The sequence below is a fragment of the Streptomyces sp. NPDC059740 genome (assembly GCF_042733155.1).
Classification (GTDB): domain Bacteria; phylum Actinomycetota; class Actinomycetes; order Streptomycetales; family Streptomycetaceae; genus Streptomyces.
On the sequence record NZ_JBHWGP010000019.1, the window covers coordinates 62,332 to 79,424 of the forward strand.

Sequence of the window (17,093 nt, forward strand, 5' to 3'; positions counted from 1 at the left end):
AGTGTGCCGGCGGCGGGCCGTCGGTGTCCCACCGCGACGGCCCGCCGTCCCGGTGCGGCCCAACAAGTGCGAAGATGGCTCTCGGCAGACAGGGGCCCCACATCCAGGGCCGAAGTGAACAAGCGGCCGAACGACAGCCGCCGCCCGGTTTCTCGACCGGCACCGGCGTATTCCATGCATGGAGGACGTGACGTGGCGAACGACGCCAGCACCGTTTTCGACCTAGTGATCCTCGGAGGCGGTAGCGGCGGTTACGCCGCTGCCCTGCGCGGGGCGCAGCTTGGTCTGGACGTCGCCCTGATCGAGAAGAACAAGCTCGGTGGCACCTGCCTGCACAACGGTTGCATCCCCACCAAGGCCCTGCTGCACGCCGGCGAGATCGCCGACCAGGCCCGCGAGTCCGAGCAGTTCGGTGTCAAGGCCTCCTTCGAGGGCATCGACATCGCAGGCGTCCACAAGTACAAGGACGACGTGATCTCGGGCCTGTACAAGGGCCTGCAGGGCCTGGTGGCCTCCCGCAAGGTCACCTACATCGAGGGTGAGGGCCGTCTGTCCTCCCCGACCTCCGTGGACGTCGGCGGCCAGCGCGTCGAGGGCCGCCACGTGCTGCTGGCGACCGGCTCCGTGCCGAAGTCGCTGCCGGGCCTGGAGATCGACGGCGACCGCATCATCTCCTCGGACCACGCGCTGACGCTGAACCGCGTGCCGAAGTCCGCCATCATCCTGGGCGGCGGCGTGATCGGCGTGGAGTTCGCCTCCGCGTGGAAGTCCTTCGGCACCGACGTCACGGTCGTCGAGGGCCTCAAGCACCTGGTGCCGGTGGAGGACGAGAACAGCTCCAAGCTCCTGGAGCGCGCCTTCCGCAAGCGGGGCATCAAGTTCAACCTGGGCACCTTCTTCGACAAGGCCGAGTACACCCAGGACGGCGTCCGCGTGACGCTGGCCGACGGCAAGACCTTCGAGGCCGAGGTGCTGCTGGTCGCCATCGGCCGCGGCCCGGTCTCGCAGGGCCTGGGCTACGAGGAGGCCGGGGTCGCCATGGACCGCGGCTACGTCCTGGTCGACGAGTACATGCGCACCAACGTGCCCACCGTCTCCGCCGTGGGTGACCTGGTCCCCACCCTCCAGCTCGCGCACGTCGGCTTCGCCGAGGGCATCCTCGTCGCGGAGCGCCTGGCCGGCCTGAACACCGTGCCGATCGACTACGACGGCGTGCCGCGCGTGACGTACTGCCACCCCGAGGTCGCCTCCGTCGGCATCACCGAGGCCAAGGCCAAGGAGGTCTACGGTGCGGACAAGGTCGTCGCGCTGAAGTACAACCTGGCGGGCAACGGCCGGAGCAAGATCCTCAAGACCGCCGGCGAGATCAAGCTGGTGCAGGTCAAGGACGGTGCCGTGGTCGGCGTCCACATGGTCGGTGACCGCATGGGTGAGCAGGTCGGCGAGGCCCAGCTCATCTACAACTGGGAGGCGCTGCCCGCCGAGGTGGCCCAGCTCATCCACGCGCACCCCACCCAGAACGAGGCGCTCGGCGAGGCCCACCTGGCCCTGGCCGGCAAGCCCCTCCACTCGCACGACTGACATCACGTCCGGGCGCGACCACATCCGCACTTTCGATAGGAGCAAGTGAAACCATGGCGGTTTCCGTAACCCTGCCGGCGCTCGGCGAGAGCGTGACCGAGGGCACTGTCACCCGGTGGCTGAAGGCCGAGGGTGAGCGTGTCGAGGCCGACGAGCCGCTGCTCGAGGTCTCCACCGACAAGGTCGACACCGAGATCCCGGCCCCCGCTGCCGGTGTGCTGTCGGCCATCAAGGTCGCCGAGGACGAGACCGTCGAGGTCGGTGCCGAGCTGGCGCTGATCGACGACGGTTCCGGCGCCCCCGCCGCCCAGGAGGCCCCGGCCGCGCAGCCCGAGCCGGCCGCGCAGCCCGAGCCCGCCCCGGCGCAGGAGGCCCCGGCCCAGCCCGAGCCCGCCGCCGCCCCGGCCGGTGGCGCCTCCGGCACCGACGTGGTGCTGCCCGCGCTCGGCGAGTCCGTCACCGAGGGCACCGTCACCCGGTGGCTGAAGGAGGTCGGCGACAGCGTCGAGGCTGACGAGCCGCTGCTTGAGGTCTCCACCGACAAGGTCGACACCGAGATCCCCGCCCCGGCCTCCGGCACCCTGCTGGAGATCGTCGTCGGCGAGGACGAGACCGCCGAGGTCGGCGCGAAGCTCGCCGTCATCGGTTCGGCCGACGCGGCGCCCGCCGCCGCCCCGGCTCCGGCCGCCCCGGCGCCGGCCCCCGCCCCCGAGGCCCCCAAGCAGGAGGCCCCCAAGCAGGAGGCCCCGAAGCAGGAGGCCCCGAAGCAGGAGGCTCCGGCCCCGCAGGCCCCGACCGCCCCGGCGCCGCAGCAGGTCACCACGCCTGCCCCGGACCCGGTCCCGTCCGCCCCCGCGCCTGCCCCGGCCCCGGCCGCGGCTCCGGCCGGTGACGGCGGCGAGGGTGCCTACGTGACGCCGCTGGTGCGCAAGCTCGCCCAGGAGAACGGCGTCGACCTGAGCCAGGTCAAGGGCTCGGGCGTGGGCGGCCGCATCCGCAAGCAGGACGTCATCGCCGCCGCCGAGGCCGCCCGCGCGGCCCAGCAGCAGGCTCCGGCCGCCGCCGCCCCGGCAGCGCCCGCCGCCGCCCAGGCCCCGAAGATCGAGGCCTCCCCGCTGCGTGGCCAGACGGTCAAGATGCCGCGGATGCGCAAGGTCATCGGCGACAACATGATGAAGGCCCTGCACGGCCAGGCGCAGCTGACCTCCGTGGTCGAGGTGGACATCACCAAGATCATGCGGATGCGCGCCAAGGCCAAGGACTCCTTCGCGCAGCGCGAGGGCGTCAAGCTGTCCCCGATGCCGTTCTTCGTCAAGGCGGCGGTCCAGGCGCTGAAGGCCCACCCGGTCATCAACGCCCGGATCAACGAGGACGAGGGCACCATCACCTACTTCGACACCGAGAACGTCGGTATCGCGGTGGACGCCGAGAAGGGCCTGATGACCCCGGTCATCAAGGGTGCCGGCGACCTCAACATCGCGGGCATCGCCCGGCGGACGGCGGAGCTGGCCGGCGCGGTCCGCTCCAACAAGATCACGCCGGACGACCTGTCGGGGGCGTCCTTCACGATCTCCAACACCGGTTCGCGCGGCGCCCTGTTCGACACCGTGATCGTGCCGCCGAACCAGGTCGGCATCCTGGGCATCGGTGCCACCGTCAAGCGCCCGGTGGTCATCAACCACCCGGAGCTGGGCGAGACCATCGCGGTGCGCGACATGACGTACCTGGCGCTCTCCTACGACCACCGCCTGGTGGACGGTGCCGACGCGGCCCGCTACCTGACGACGGTCAAGCAGATCCTGGAGGCGGGCGAGTTCGAGACCGAGATCGGTCTCTGAAGATCGCGCGCAGACGCGTCCCGGGCCCGTCGCGCACGCTGACCGCGTGCGCGGCGGCCTGAGCCGAGCACCAGGGGCCGGCCCGGTCCGTACCGCCTACGGACCGGGCCGGCCCTTCGGCGTAGGCCCCGTGGTCCCGCCCCGGCCCTCCGCCACGCAACCTGCCCCGCCCGGGCCCAACCCCTACGGAGCTGTCATGACCCCGCCTGTCGTCCACTCGCTGCGCGAGCAGATCCGCGAGCACATCCTGGACGGGATCGTCAGCGGGCGCTGGCAGCCGGGCGAGCGGATCGTGGAGCGGCGGATCGCCGTGGAGCTGGAGGTCAGCCAGACACCGGTCCGAGAGGCGCTGCGCGAGCTGGAGTCGCTGCGGATCATCGAGTCCTCGCCCAACAAGGGCGTGCGGCTGCGGAACCTGTCGGCCGCCGACCTCAAGGAGAGCTATCCGGTGCGGGCGGGCCTGGAGCAGGTCGCCGCCGAGCTGGCCGCCGAGCGGCTGGCCGGGGACACCACCGCCCTGGCGGCCGAGGTGGCGGCGTTGCGGGAGGCCGACCGGCTGGGCGACGGCGAGGCCCAGGTGCGGCACACCGTGGAGTTCCACCGGCTGCTGGTGGGGGCGGCGCACAACAGCGTGCTGCTGCACACCTGGGAGTCGCTGGGCGTGGAGGTGTGGACCTCGCTGTCGATCCGCTGGTTCCCCGACCCCGAGCCGCGGGAGTACGCCGCCGAACACCAGGAGCTGGTGGAGGCCTTCCAGCGTCGCGATCCCATGATCGGCTCGCTGCTGCGCACCCATGTGCTCAGCTGCGCACCCCGGGTGTGACGCGCTCCACTGCGCGGGGGCAAAGCGGGCATCTTAACCTGGCACAGCGTGTCAGTAAATGAGGCACGCCGTGCCGACCTGCGCCTTTTCGTCGGGGAAGCGTTGATCGATCATCGATCGAGGGCGTAATCTCGATGGCCGGGGCGAGAACCACCCTGGACTGCCACCCATCGTCATCCCGCCCACCAGCGTTTTCCCGCACCCGTCTCACCGTCCGGAAAGGGGCCACCCATGCCCGAACCCGTACGCCAGCCGTACAGCCAGCTCGACCAACTCCCGGACCGTGACCCGCAGGAGACAGCCGAGTGGCGCGAGTCCTACGACGCCGTCGCCGAGGCCGCGGGTCCGCAGCGCGCCGCGTACCTGATGCGCCGCACGCTGGAGCACGCCGCGGCCCGGGACGGCGCCACGGCTCCGCGACTGCTGGAGACGGACTACGTCAACACCATCCCGACCTCCGCCGAGCCGGCCTACCCCGGTGACGAGGAGCTGGAGCGCAAGGTCACGGCCTGGGCCCGCTGGAACGCCGCGGCGATGGTCTCCCGCGGCTCCAAGGACGGCCTCGGCGGCCACATCTCCACCTTCGCCTCGGCGGCCTGGCTCTACGAGACCGGCTTCCAGCACTTCTTCCGCGGCAAGGACGGCGACGGCAGCGGCGACCAGATCTTCGTCCAGGGCCACGCCTCCCCCGGCATCTACGCCCGCGCCTTCCTCGACGGCCGCCTCACCGAGGACCACCTCGACCACTTCCGCCGCGAGGCCGGCGGCGAGGGCCTGCCCTCCTACCCGCACCCGCGGCGTCTGCCCTGGCTGTGGGAGTTCCCCACCGTCTCCATGGGCATCGGCCCGATCTCCGCGATCTACCAGGCGCGCTTCAACCGCTACCTGGACCACCGCGGCATCAAGGACACCGCCGACAGCCACGTCTGGGCGTTCCTCGGCGACGGCGAGATGGACGAGCCGGAGTCGACCGCCGCACTCGCGCTCGCCGGCCGTGAGGGCCTGGACAACCTGACCTTCGTCGTCAACTGCAACCTGCAGCGGCTCGACGGCCCGGTCCGCCCGAACTTCTCCATCGTCCAGGAGCTGGAGGCGCAGTTCCGCGCCGCCGGCTGGAACGTCGTCAAGGCCCTGTGGGGCACGGCGTGGGACGAGGTCTTCGCGCTCGATGCCGAGTGCGCCGTGGTGCGCCGCCTGGGCGAGACGCCGGACGCGCAGTTCCAGACCTACGCGACCCGTGACGCCGCCTACATCCGCGAGACCTTCTTCGGGGCCAACCCGGAGCTGGTGCGCGTCGGCGAGCAGCTCAGCGACGACAAGCTCATCGAGCTCTTCCACTCCTCGCGCGCCGGCCACGAGCCGCGCAAGGTCTACGCCGCCTACAAGGCCGCCGTGGAGCACAAGGGCGCGCCCAGCGTCGTCCTGGTCCAGACGGTCAAGGGCCACACCCTCGGCAAGACCTTCGAGTCGCGCAACGCCAACCACCAGATGAAGAAGCTCACGATGGACGAGTTCCGCGCCATGCGGGACCTCCTGGGGCTTCCCATCCCGGACGACGCCCTCGCCGGCGACACCGTCCCCTTCTGGCACCCCGGCCAGGACTCCCCGGAGATCCGCTACCTCCAGGAGCGCCGCACCGCCCTCGACGGTCTGGCCCCGGCCCGCAAGGTCGCCGCCAAGCCGCTGCCGATGCCGGCCGAGAAGAACTTCGACGCGCTGAAGAAGGGCTCCGGCAACCAGGAGATCGCCACCACCATGGCGTTCGTCCGCCTGGTGAAGGACCTCATGCGCGACAAGGAGACCGGCAAGCGCTGGGTCCCGGTCGTGCCCGACGAGGCGCGCACCTTCGGCATGGAGTCGCTCTTCCCGTCCGCGGGTCTCTACTCCCCCAAGGGCCAGACCTACGACCCGGTCGACCGTGACCAGCTCCTGTACTACAAGGAGGCCAAGAACGGTCAGATCCTGAACGAGGGCATCACCGAAGCCGGCTCGCTGGCCGACTTCACCGCCGCCGCCACCGCCTACGCGACGCACGGCGAGCCGATGATCCCGTTCTACATCTTCTACTCGATGTTCGGGTTCCAGCGGACCGCCGACCAGTTCTGGGCGCTCGCCGACCAGCTGGGCCGCGGCTTCGTCATCGGCGCCACCGCGGGCCGCACCACCATGACCGGTGAGGGCCTCCAGCACGCCGACGGCCACAGCCACCTGCTGGCCTCCACCAACCCGGCGGCGATCTCCTACGACCCGGCCTTCGCCTTCGAGGTGTCGGCCATCGTCAAGGAGGGCCTGCGGCGGATGTACGGCGAGAACGCCGAGGACGTCTTCTACTACCTGACGGTCTACAACGAGCCGAAGGTGCAGCCGGCGATGCCCGCGGGCGTCACCGACGAGCAGATCCTCAAGGGCCTGTACCGCTTCCAGGAGGCGCCGGAGGTCCCGGAGCCCGCGAACGGCAAGCCCGCGCCCCGCACCCAGCTGCTGGCCTCGGGCACCGCGATCCACTGGATCCTGGAGGCGCAGCGCCTGCTCGCGCAGGAGTGGGGTGTGGCCGCCGACGTGTGGTCCGCTCCGTCCTGGACCGAGCTGCGCCGCGACGCGCTGGACTGCGACGCGGCCCGGCTGCGCGGCGAGGACCGCGTGCCGTACGTGACGCGCGCGCTGGCCGGTGCGCAGGGCCCGGTCGTCGCGGTCAGCGACTGGATGCGGGCGGTGCCCGACCAGATCGCGCAGTGGGTCGAGCAGGACTGGGTCTCCATCGGCACCGACGGGTTCGGCCTCTCCGACACCCGTGACGCGGCCCGCCGCCACTTCGGCGTCGACCCGCAGTCGATCGTCGTGCAGGTGCTGGCCGCCCTCTCCCGCCGCGGTGAGATCAAGGCGGAGACGGTCGGCGAGGCCGCGCGCCGCTACGGCCTGTAGGCCCCTGCGGCCCGGCCGCAGCACAGCCGGGTCCCGCTCGCACGGGCGGGGCCCGGACCACCGCGCCGGCGGCGGCCACGTCGCCCGCGCGGCCCCTCCACTCCCGTGCGAAGACCGTAACCGCGCCCGGGTCTTCGCACGGGAATCTTTTTCTCCCCGGCAGTTCCCGGCACGCCCGGCGCGGGCCGCGGCCCCGGCCCGCGCCGGACCGTCCGCGCCGGCCGTCCGGCATGATGCGCTCATGCGCGCCGCCCGACTGGTCAAGATGGTCCTGCTGCTGCAGGCCCGGCCCGGTATGACGGGCGCCGAGCTCGCCACCGAGCTGGGCGTCTCGGAGCGGACCGTGGGGCGGGACGCACTGGCCCTGTCCGAGGCGGGCGTGCCGGTCTACGCGGACCGGGGACGGGTCGGCGGCTACCGCCTGGTGGCCGGTTACCGCACCAGTCTCACCGGGCTCGCCGACGACGAGGCGCGTGCCCTGCTGCTCTCCGGAGTGCCCAGCGCGCTGCGGGAGCTGGGCCTGACCGAGGCCGCCTCGACGGCCGCCCTGAAGGTGGCGGCGGCCCTGGCCCCCACCGGCCGGGAGGCCGCCGCCGGCGCCGCGCTCCGCTTCCACCTGGACGCCCCCGCCTGGTACCGGGAGCCGGAGCCGCCCGCGCTGCTGCCCGCCGTCGCCGGGGCCGTCCGGGACGACCAGGTGGTGCGGGTGCGCTACCTGCGGGGCGATCGGGAGGTGGAGCGGGAGGTGGAACCGCACGGGCTGGTCCTCAAGGCGGGCGTCTGGTACCTGGCCGCCCGGGTCCGGGAGGCCGGCGGCCCGGCGCCGGACGGTGGTCCGGGCCCCGGGGACGGAGGCTCGGCCGCGGTGGAGCGGCCGTCCGCCTTCCGGGTCTACCGGGTGGACCGGGTCGCGGCGGTGACGCCCACCGGGGACCGCTTCGCCCGCCGGGACGACTTCGACCTGCCGTCCTTCTGGGCCGGGCACGCCGCCGCCTTCGCCCGCAGCCTGCTCCGGGAGGAGGTCCGGGTCAGGTTGACGCCGGCCGGGGCCCGGCTGCTGCCGCTCGTCACCGACGCCGCCGCCGCGCGGGAGGGGCTGGCCGGTGCGACGGGGCCGGACGAGGCGGGGCGGGTGACCCTCACGCTGGCCGTGGAGAGCGCCGAGGTCGCCTTCTCCCAGCTCCTCGCGCTGGGGGCGGAGGCCGAGGTCCTCGCTCCCGCCCCGCTGCGCGAACGCTTCACCGCCACCGCCCGCCGGCTGGCGGAGCTCTACGGGCCGCAGCAGGCGTAGCCGGGCCCTACCGGTAGTCCGCCACGTCCGGCTCCCGCCCCTCCACCACCTCGGTCATGTACGGCCAGGCGTCGGGCTGGGAGCCGTCGGTGTCGGTGAAGCCGTACGCGCGGGCGAGTTGGCCGCTGCTGAGCGACTGCCCGTTCCAGCGCGCGACCTCGGGGTCGGTGGCCAGTGCCCGCGCCGCCCGGCCCACCAGCGCCGGGGACTCCGAGATCGCGAAGTGGGGGTCCCGGGCGGTGCCGTCCCGCCAGTTCTCCTCCGTCACCTCGAAGTAGGTGTCGAGCATCGCCTCGGACCGCAGGTAACCGGGGGTGAGGCTGACGGCCGTGCACCCGAGGCCGGCCAGTTCCTTCCCGAGGCCGAAGACCATGCGGATCGGGGCGCTCTTGGCCAGGTCGAAGTAGAGGTGGTCGCGGTAGCGGCGCATGAACCCGGCGGTGCCGTCGGTGAGCTCGATCAGCAGGCCGCCGGGGCGGGCGGTGAGCAGCGGCAGCGCGTACCGCAGGGTGATCAGGTGGGACTCGACGCCCAGCCGCAGCATCCGCAGGCCCTTGTCGAGGTCGAGCTCCCACATCGGCCGGCCGAAGTCACCGGGATGGTCCATGAGGTGGTCGCCGCCCCACACACCGTCGACCAGCACGTCGAGCCGGCCCGCCTCCCGGGCCACCCGCTCGGTCAGCGCCCGTACCGCCGCCTGGTCGAGGTGGTCGGTGGGCACGGCCACACCGGTGCCGCCGGCCGCGGTGACCAGTTCGGCGGTCTCCTCGATGGTCTCGGTGGTCCTGCCGACCTCGCTGGCCCGGTGGCGGGTGGTGCGTCCGCTGACGTACACGGTCGCCCCGGCCCGCCCCAGCTCCACGGCGATCGCCCGGCTCGCCCCGCGCGTCGCCCCGGCCACCAGCGCCACCCGGTCCGCCTGCGGCCGGTCCGGATCCCTGCCTCGTTCGCTGTCCACGTCCCTCGTCCTCCTTCGCCCGCCGCGCCGGACGTCGGTCCGCGCGGTCCCGGTGCGGCGACCGGTCGGCTCGCCGCCGGCCCGAGTCTGGCGGCGAAACCGGACATCCTCTGTCACCCTTCTCCGGCCGGTCGCGGCGACGTTCCGCCGCGCCCTTGGCCGCCGTCCCGGCCGGTCGGCCAGGCGTCCGTGCCTCCTGTCCCGGACGGCGCCCGGGCGGCCACCCGGTGGGGCGGCGGACGACGTGCGCCACCGGGCGGGAGGGCCGATCCTGGTTGCCGTGATGGACGAGACGGAGTTCTGGCGGCTGGTGGACGACAGCAGGGACGAGGCCGAGGGTGACGTCGAGGTCCAGGCCGACCTGCTCGTCGAGCGGCTGACGGCGCTCGACCCGGAACAGGTCGTGGACTTCTCGCGCCACTTCGAGGCCCGCTGGAACCGCGCGTACACCTGGGACGTGTGGGCGGCCTGCGTCCTGCTGACGGACGCGGCGGACGAGGACACCTTCGCCGCCTTCCGCTGCTGGCTCATCGCGCAGGGCCGGGAGGTCTTCGAGAGCGCCCTGTACGAGGCCGACGAACTGGCCGACCTGCTGGCCGACTTCGATCCGGAGACCGACGGTGACGGCGAGGACGTCGGCTACGCGGCGGACGAGGCGTACGAGCGGCTCACCGGCGGCGAGCTGCCGGACCTCGGCCTGGGCCCTGCCCCGGAGGAGCCCACCGGCGAGCCGCTGGACCCGGCGGACCGGCAGGCCGTGGCCGACCGCGCGCCCCGGCTGGCCGAGCGCTTCGGGAGCTGAGCATCGCCGACCGGAAGCGGAAGCGCCGCGGTGCCGCGGCCCGCTGCCGGGCGGAAGGGCCTCGGCCGCGGACCACCGGGGCGAACCGTCCGGGGAACGCCGGCGGCTGACGGGCCGGCCGGTGCCCGGAGCCGGGTGGCCGGGCGCCGCCATGACGGCCGCCGGGCGGGGCAGGATGGGCCCCATGCGTATCGCCCTCACCGGTTCCCACGGTCTCATCGGCTCTGCCCTGCTGGACTCCCTGCGCGCCGACGGTCACCAGGTGGTGCGCCTGGTGCGGCACCGGCCCACCGCCGCAGACGAGGTGTTCTGGGACCCGGTCCGGCAGACCGTGGACACCGCGGGCCTGGCGGGCTGCGAGGCGGTCGTCCACCTGGCGGGGGCCGGGGTCGGCGACCGCCGGTGGACGGCGGCGTACAAGCGTGAGCTGCGGGACAGCCGGGTCCTGGGCACGGCCGCCCTGGCGGAGGCGCTCGCCGCGCTGGACGCGCCGCCGCGGGTCTTCGTCTGCGGCACCGCCGTGGGCTACTACGGCGAGACCGGGGACCGGCGCACGGACGAGTCGGCCCCGCCCGGGGACGGCTTCCTGGCCCGGCTCTGCGTGGAGTGGGAGGAGGCCGCGCAGCCCGCGCTGGAGGCCGGGGTGCGGACGGCGTTCGCGAGGACGGGCCTGGTCGTCTCCCGCCGCGGCGGTGCGTGGGGCCGCCTCTACCCCCTCTTCCGGGCCGGGCTCGGCGGGCGCCTGGGGGACGGGCGGCAGTACTGGAGCTTCATCGCCCTCCACGACCACATCGCCGCCCTGCGCCATCTGCTCGACACCGAGGAGCTGGCCGGCCCGGTCAACCTCACCGCCCCGGAGCCGGTCACCAACCGGGAGGTCACCGCCGCCATGAGCCGGGTGCTGCGACGTCCCGCCCTCCTTCCGGTGCCCGCGCCGGCGCTGCGGCTCGCGCTGGGCGAGTTCGCCGGGGACGTCCTGATGAGCCAGCGGGTGGTGCCCCGCAAGCTGCTCGACTCCGGCTTCAGCTTCGCCTTCCCCGAGGTGACGGAGGCGATCCGGGCCGGGCGGGAGCCGGGCACGGCGGCCCCGCGGGGCCGGGGATGACCGGGGGCGAGGGGACGGGACGGGCGCGTGGGACGGCAGGGGAACCCCGGCCGGAGCGGAGGGTGCCGCCTGCCCCCCGGCGGGCCCCCGCAAGGCGCCGGGGCGCCCCCCGTGCGCCCCTCGCGCCCACCACAAGCCCGTACTAACGTGCGGATACCCCCCTCCCCACCCGGGCGCACCACCGGCCGCACACTCCGCTCCGGTGTCCGCCCGCTCACGGGCAGGGCGCCGGCACCGGACTTCCTCGCGGACGCGGGGCCCGTCCGGCCCCGGCGTCCTCCGCAGACCCCGCTGACCAGCCGAACCGCCAGGGAGGACTCGTGCCGCGCACACCTCGTAACGCACCGTCCGTGGACGTCGTCGTCGTAGGGGCCGGCCTCGCGGGGCTGGCCGCCGCCCACCACCTGACGCGCGCCGGGCTGAGCGTGGCCGTGCTGGAGGCCGGCGAGCGCCCCGGGGGACGTGAGGCCACCGAGGAGGTCGACGGCTTCCTGCTGGACCGCACCGGGCGGCTGCTCCTCACCTCCTACTCGGAACTGCACCGGACGCCGGGACTGGACGCGCTCACGCTCCGCCCGTTCCCCGGCGGGGTGCAGATCCACAACGGGCGGCGGGCGCAGCGCCTGGGCGTGCCCCGGAGCACGAGGGGCGCGCTCTCCTCGGCGCGCGCCCTGGCACGCGCGGACCGCCCGGTGGAGCAGGTGCTGGCCACCCGGGCCACGTTCCCGCCGCGCCCCTTCGACGCCGCCTCGTTCCTCCGGCCGCTCCTGACGGCTTTGCTCTGCGACCCCCGTCTGGGCACCTCCAGCCGGTCGGCCGCGGACGCCCTGCGCAGCTTCGCCTCGGGCCGGCTGTGCCTGCCGGGCGGCGGCGCCCGCACGCTGCCCGCGCTGCTGGCCGAGGCGCTGCCACCGGGCACGGTGCGCACCTGCGCCCGGGTCACCTCCGTCGCCACCACGGGTGTCACCACCGCGGACGGCCGGCGGACGGCGTGCCGGGCCGTGGTGGTGGCCGCCGGGGCCCGGGAGGCGGCCGTGGTGCTGCCCGGGCTGCGCGTCCCGGAGTTCCACCCGGTGACGGTGCTGCACCACGTCGCCGACACCGCGCCGGAGCGCGCCGGGGCGCTGCTGCTGCCGGAGCGGGGACCGGTGGCCTACAGCTACGTCGCGGACGCGGTGGACCCCTCGCGGGCCCCGGCGGGCCGGACGCTGGTGACGACCGCCGTGCTCGGGCAGGCGGCCTCGCTGAGCCCGGGGGTGCTGGACAAGACGGTGCGGCCCCAGCTGGAGGCGGTGCACGGCGTCCGCGCGCAGGGCTGGGAGCTGGCCGGCGCCCACCACGAGCCGGACGCCGTGCCCGCCACACCCGTCCCCCACGACCCCCGGCGGCCGGTCCGGGTCATGGCGGGGCTGTACGTCTGCGGCTCCCACCGCGACACCGGCACGGTGCAGGGCGCGCTCCGCTCCGCCCGCCGGGCCTCCCAGGCCGTCCTCCAGGACCTCGGCAGGCCGACCGTGCCCGAGCCGGGCGCCGAGGCCGCCGAGGCGGCCTGAGCGGCCCGAGGAGCCCTTGCCGGCGGTTGCCGGGCCCGCGCGAACCCGCGGGCCGGGTCCGCCACCCCGCCCGGACAGCGGCCCGGCGCGGCCGGCCGACGTACCCGGCGCGGACTGCCGGGGCGTCCGATGCGGTCAGCCGACGTGCCCGGCCGTGCGCTCCCGGTAGCCGCGGACCGCGGGGCTGTCCCGGTAGGGCTCCAGCCGGCGCTCGAAGTCGCGCACGTACTCGTGGGCGCGGACCGACCGCATCTCGGCGGCAGCGGCGGCGGCCTGGGCGCCCAGTGCGCAGGCCTGCTCCAGGTCCCCCAGGCCCAGGCGGGCGGTGGCGAGGACGACGGTGCAGAAGAGCCGGGAGCGGGCGTAGCCGCCGCCGCGCAGTTCCAGCGAGCGTTCCGCGTGCTGGGCGGCGAGCCGGTACTGGCCGAGGTCGCGGTGGCAGTGGCCGAACTCGTCGGCGAGCTGGGCCGTGTCGAAGAAGCGCGCCCAGTGCGGCACCTCGTCCCCCGGCCGGGCCGCCTCCAGGGCACGCTCCGCCCTGGCCAGCGAGGCGGTGCAGGCCCGCGCGTCCCCGAGGACCCCGTGGCCGCGCGCCTCGGCGGCGTGCAGCAGCGCCTGGACCACCGGCGGGGCCGATCCGGCCACCCCCTGCTGCGCCACCCGCGCGAGCTGCACCGCCTCCCGCCCGTGCCCGAGGTAGACCGCCTGCCGGCCCATCGTGACCAGCACGTAGGCGCCGTAGGCCCGGTCCGCCGCGGCCTGGGACAGGCGCAGGGCCTGGACGAAGTAGCGCTGCGCGAGGCCGTGCGCGGTGATGTCGTAGGAGGTCCAGCCGGCGAGCCGGGTGAGGTCGGCGACGGCGGCGAACAGGCGCCGTCCCTGCGTCTCGCCGTAGTTGCCGCGCAGCATGGGCTCGACCTCGTGCTCCAGGTAGCGCACGAGGGCCTGCCGGGCGTGGCCGCCGCCGTAGGCGTGGTCCAGGCCGCGGAAGAGGTCGGCGACGGACCGCAGGGCCGCGATGTCGCCCTCGGAGACGCGCCCGCCCGCCGGCCGCTCCACCTGGTCGGTCTGGCGTTGCCGCGGCACGGTGGCACGGGCCTGCGCCGGGACCCGCTCCGCCGCGCCGGCTCCGGGCCCGTCCGCCGTCCCGTCGCCGGCCGGGACGCCGTGGGCGACCCGCTCGTCGGCGCGGCCGATCAGCCAGTCCCGGCTGGGGACCACGAGCCCGGCGGGGGTGAAGGCGATCTTCCGCAGTTCGGCGTGGCTGCCGGAGTCCTTGCGCCACAGGCCGCTGACGATGTCGACGGCCTCCGCCGGCGTCGCCGCGAACTCCAGCCCCGCGTAGACCGGCGCACAGGCGTCCAGGCCGAGGTCCTGGGCCGAGAGGCGACGGCCCAGGCGGCGGGTGAACACCTCCGCGATCAGGGCGGGCGTGGTGCCCCGCGGCTGCTGCCCGCGGAGCCAGCGGGTGACGGAGGTCTTGTCGTAGCGCAGGTCGAGGCCGTGTTCCAGCCCGAGCTGGTCCACGCGTCGGGCAAGGCCCGCGTTGGAGAAGCCCGCCTCGGCGATGAGCTCGGCGAGCCGGCGGTTGGGGGTGCGCTGCTGGGGTGCCCCGTGCCGCAGGACAGGGGCGGTTCGTTCCGTCATCAGCTTTACCGGTCTCCTGCCTTCCGGGCCGCGTGCCGGACCGTCACGATGTCCGGCACGCCGTTCGCCCTCCTCGACGGCGTGAATGTAGCTGTCCCGGACGTCCATCTCGTCAGGTTCGCCCCGCATTCATCCGATCGTGTGAGCACCCGCGCAGCTCCCCGGTGATCCGCCGGGGCACCTCGCCGCCCGCCCCGGCCGGGCGCGGACCGGGCCGGGCTCCCGCCGCGGGACGGGAGGCGGGCCGGGACTCCCCGGCTCTCGCGGCACCGCCGGACGCGCTTCACCCGCACGGCCGTACAGTTGCTCTGGGCGCGAAGGATGCAACAGAGGTTCGTAGAGGAGCTGCCGTGACCGCCATCTCTCGGGGGGAGACCCCCGTTCCCGAGGGGCTGCGCTTCGTGCACCTGGGCTTCGGGGACGAGGCCGTGGAGTACCTGGAGGCGTGGGAGGAGCAGCGCCGGGTGCACGCCGCCCGCTTCGCCGACGAGATCCCCGACACCTGTCTGCTGCTGGAGCACCCGCCGGTCTACACCGCGGGCCGGCGCACGGAGGACAGCGAGCGCCCCCTGGACGGCACCCCGGTCGTCGACGTGGACCGCGGCGGCAAGATCACCTGGCACGGCCCCGGGCAGCTCGTGGGCTACCCGATCATGAAGCTCCCGCGCCCGGTCGACGTGGTGGCCCACGTCCGGCGCCTGGAGGAGGCCATGATCCGTGCCTGCGCCGACTTCGGCCTGGAGACCACCCGCGTCGAGGGCCGCAGCGGTGTCTGGGTCCTGGGCGACCCGGTCGAGCAGCGCGCGAAGGGCGGCCTCGACCTGGACTTCGACCCGAGGCTCAGCGGCGGGGACGGCGAGGGCGAGTTCGACCCGCGGCTCAGCGGCCCCGAGTACGCGCCCTCCAACGCGGGCCAGCGGGGCGAGGACCGCAAGCTCGCCCAGATCGGCATCCGCGTCGCCAAGGGCGTGACGATGCACGGCTTCGCGATGAACGTGAACCCCGACAACACCTGGTTCGACCGCATCGTGCCGTGCGGCATCCGGGACGCCGGTGTGACCTCGCTCTCGAACGAGCTGGGGCGGGAGGTGACCGTGGCGGAGGTGGTGCCCGTGATGGAGAAGCACCTGCGCGAGGTCATGGAGGACGCCGTCCTGCTCCCCCGGGCCGTCTGAGCCGGCTCCCGCAACGGCGTGCGCGCCCGGCGCGCACGCCCCCGGACGCGGAGGGTTCCGCCGTCCGCCGCACGGCCCCCACCCGGCGGCTGCCGGTGCCGCAGGCACCGAGCACCCGCCCAAGGACCGTGAAAACGTGCGATTCGCCGGGCGTACCCTGGTGTACGCCGACGAATCGAAGCCACGTCACCCGAACGCACGACGACCGGATAGAAAGGGGCGCCGGACGTGTCCGCAGACGCACCCGACGGCCAGACGCCGCGGCCCGAGGGCCGGCGCATGCTGCGCCTAGAGGTCCGCAACAGCCAGACCCCCATCGAGCGCAAGCCCGAGTGGATCAAGACCCGCGCGAAGATGGGCCCGGAGTACAACCACCTCCAGGGGCTGGTCAAGAGCGAGGGGCTGCACACCGTCTGCCAGGAGGCCGGCTGTCCCAACATCTTCGAGTGCTGGGAGGACCGTGAGGCGACGTTCCTCATCGGCGGCGACCAGTGCACCCGGCGCTGCGACTTCTGCCAGATCGACACCGGCAAGCCGCAGGAGCTGGACCGCGACGAGCCGCGCCGGGTCGCCGAGTCGGTGCAGACGATGGGCCTGCGGTACGCGACCATCACCGGCGTCGCCCGTGACGACCTCGACGACGGCGGCGCGTGGCTCTACGCGGAGACCGTGCGCCAGATCCACGCCGCCATGCCCGACACCGGCGTCGAGCTGCTGATCCCGGACTTCAACGCCGTCCCCGAGCAGCTGGCCGAGGTCTTCTCCTCCCGCCCGGAGGTGCTGGCGCACAACGTCGAGACGGTGCCGCGCATCTTCAAGCGCATCCGCCCCGGCTTCCGCTACGAGCGGTCGCTGGAGGTCATCACCAAGGCCCGCGAGGCCGGCCTGGTGACCAAGTCCAACCTCATCCTGGGCATGGGCGAGGAGCGCGAGGAGATCAGCCAGGCGCTCCAGGACCTGTACGACGCGGGCTGCGAGCTCATCACGATCACCCAGTACCTGCGGCCCTCGGTCCGGCACCACCCCATCGAGCGCTGGGTGAAGCCGCAGGAGTTCGTGGAGCTGAAGGAGGAGGCCGAGGAGATCGGCTACGCCGGCGTCATGTCCGGTCCCCTGGTCCGCTCCTCCTACCGGGCCGGCCGCCTGTACCAGCAGGCGATCGACCGCCGCGCCGGCATCGTGCGCGAGGACGAGCCGGTGGCCCCGGCGGTCTGACAGGCACCGCCCCGGGATGTGAGTCCCGGCACACCGTGACGCCCGTCGCGGCCCGCGCCCCAGGTGGGGCCGCCGGCTGCGGCGGGCGTTCTTTCGACGGGTTTGACCCTCAGGTCATCCGTTGGTAACACCGGAGGGTGACGATGCTCCTACGCACCGTCCGCTTCCCGCCTCCGTACCGAC

At 74.2% G+C, this 17,093-nt stretch carries 12 protein-coding genes; 10 read left to right on the forward strand and 2 right to left on the reverse strand.

Annotated features, from left to right (window positions below; all coding sequences use genetic code 11):
* Window positions 1–192: 192 nt before the first annotated feature.
* From lpdA to ACFV3R_RS21610, 5 genes are all read left to right on the forward strand, one after another.
* The gene (lpdA, locus tag ACFV3R_RS21590; protein ID WP_385585328.1) at window positions 193–1,581 is read left to right on the forward strand and encodes a dihydrolipoyl dehydrogenase; all 1,389 of its coding nucleotides are present in this window, start codon (window positions 193–195) and stop codon (window positions 1,579–1,581) included.
* A 53-nt stretch (window positions 1,582–1,634) separates the two neighbouring features.
* A complete protein-coding gene (sucB, locus tag ACFV3R_RS21595; protein ID WP_385585331.1) occupies window positions 1,635–3,419 on the forward strand; it encodes a 2-oxoglutarate dehydrogenase, E2 component, dihydrolipoamide succinyltransferase in 1,785 nt (594 codons plus the stop codon).
* Between the two features lie 196 nt (window positions 3,420–3,615).
* Complete coding sequence (locus tag ACFV3R_RS21600; RefSeq protein WP_385585334.1) at window positions 3,616–4,242, forward strand: GntR family transcriptional regulator; 627 nt, start codon at window positions 3,616–3,618, stop codon at window positions 4,240–4,242.
* A gap of 231 nt (window positions 4,243–4,473) precedes the next feature.
* A complete protein-coding gene (gene aceE, locus ACFV3R_RS21605) occupies window positions 4,474–7,164 on the forward strand; it encodes a pyruvate dehydrogenase (acetyl-transferring), homodimeric type (RefSeq protein WP_385585337.1) in 2,691 nt (896 codons plus the stop codon).
* Between the two features lie 241 nt (window positions 7,165–7,405).
* Window positions 7,406–8,455 (forward strand): helix-turn-helix transcriptional regulator, encoded by a 1,050-nt coding sequence (locus ACFV3R_RS21610; protein WP_385585340.1) that lies wholly within the window; start codon window positions 7,406–7,408, stop codon window positions 8,453–8,455.
* A gap of 7 nt (window positions 8,456–8,462) precedes the next feature.
* Here the strand turns inward: ACFV3R_RS21610 and ACFV3R_RS21615 are convergent, their stop codons facing one another.
* A complete protein-coding gene (locus tag ACFV3R_RS21615; protein ID WP_385585343.1) occupies window positions 8,463–9,413 on the reverse strand; it encodes an SDR family oxidoreductase in 951 nt (316 codons plus the stop codon).
* Window positions 9,414–9,693: 280 nt separating this feature from the next.
* On the opposite strand from ACFV3R_RS21615, the gene ACFV3R_RS21620 reads away from it, so the two are divergent.
* The 3 genes from ACFV3R_RS21620 (at window position 9,694) to ACFV3R_RS21630 (ending at window position 12,873) form a co-directional block, all read left to right on the forward strand.
* On the forward strand, window positions 9,694–10,215 hold the full coding sequence (locus tag ACFV3R_RS21620) for a DUF4240 domain-containing protein (RefSeq protein ID WP_385585346.1): 522 nt from the start codon (window positions 9,694–9,696) through the stop codon (window positions 10,213–10,215).
* 184 nt (window positions 10,216–10,399) lie between these two features.
* Window positions 10,400–11,320, forward strand: a complete 921-nt coding sequence (locus ACFV3R_RS21625; RefSeq protein WP_385585349.1) for a TIGR01777 family oxidoreductase — start codon at window positions 10,400–10,402, stop codon at window positions 11,318–11,320.
* A gap of 320 nt (window positions 11,321–11,640) precedes the next feature.
* On the forward strand, window positions 11,641–12,873 hold the full coding sequence (locus tag ACFV3R_RS21630; protein WP_385585352.1) for an NAD(P)/FAD-dependent oxidoreductase: 1,233 nt from the start codon (window positions 11,641–11,643) through the stop codon (window positions 12,871–12,873).
* A gap of 135 nt (window positions 12,874–13,008) precedes the next feature.
* Here the strand turns inward: ACFV3R_RS21630 and ACFV3R_RS21635 are convergent, their stop codons facing one another.
* Window positions 13,009–14,520 (reverse strand): regulator, encoded by a 1,512-nt coding sequence (locus tag ACFV3R_RS21635; RefSeq protein ID WP_385585354.1) that lies wholly within the window; start codon window positions 14,518–14,520, stop codon window positions 13,009–13,011.
* 350 nt (window positions 14,521–14,870) lie between these two features.
* On the opposite strand from ACFV3R_RS21635, the gene lipB reads away from it, so the two are divergent.
* Complete coding sequence (gene lipB / locus ACFV3R_RS21640) at window positions 14,871–15,695, forward strand: lipoyl(octanoyl) transferase LipB (RefSeq protein WP_385585357.1); 825 nt, start codon at window positions 14,871–14,873, stop codon at window positions 15,693–15,695.
* Between the two features lie 279 nt (window positions 15,696–15,974).
* Window positions 15,975–16,910, forward strand: a complete 936-nt coding sequence (gene lipA / locus ACFV3R_RS21645) for a lipoyl synthase (RefSeq protein WP_385585473.1) — start codon at window positions 15,975–15,977, stop codon at window positions 16,908–16,910.
* The last annotated feature ends 183 nt before the right edge of the window (window positions 16,911–17,093 follow it).

Coding starts and splice junctions, on each gene's coding strand:
- ACFV3R_RS21600 (WP_385585334.1), top strand. CDS start 3,616: ATGACCCCGCCTGTCGTCCACTCGCTGCGCGAGCAGATCCGCGAGCAC.
- lipA (WP_385585473.1), top strand. CDS start 15,975: ATGCTGCGCCTAGAGGTCCGCAACAGCCAGACCCCCATCGAGCGCAAG.
- ACFV3R_RS21625 (WP_385585349.1), top strand. CDS start 10,400: ATGCGTATCGCCCTCACCGGTTCCCACGGTCTCATCGGCTCTGCCCTG.
- sucB (WP_385585331.1), top strand. CDS start 1,635: ATGGCGGTTTCCGTAACCCTGCCGGCGCTCGGCGAGAGCGTGACCGAG.
- ACFV3R_RS21635 (WP_385585354.1), bottom strand. CDS start 14,520: ATGACGGAACGAACCGCCCCTGTCCTGCGGCACGGGGCACCCCAGCAG.
- aceE (WP_385585337.1), top strand. CDS start 4,474: ATGCCCGAACCCGTACGCCAGCCGTACAGCCAGCTCGACCAACTCCCG.
- ACFV3R_RS21610 (WP_385585340.1), top strand. CDS start 7,406: ATGCGCGCCGCCCGACTGGTCAAGATGGTCCTGCTGCTGCAGGCCCGG.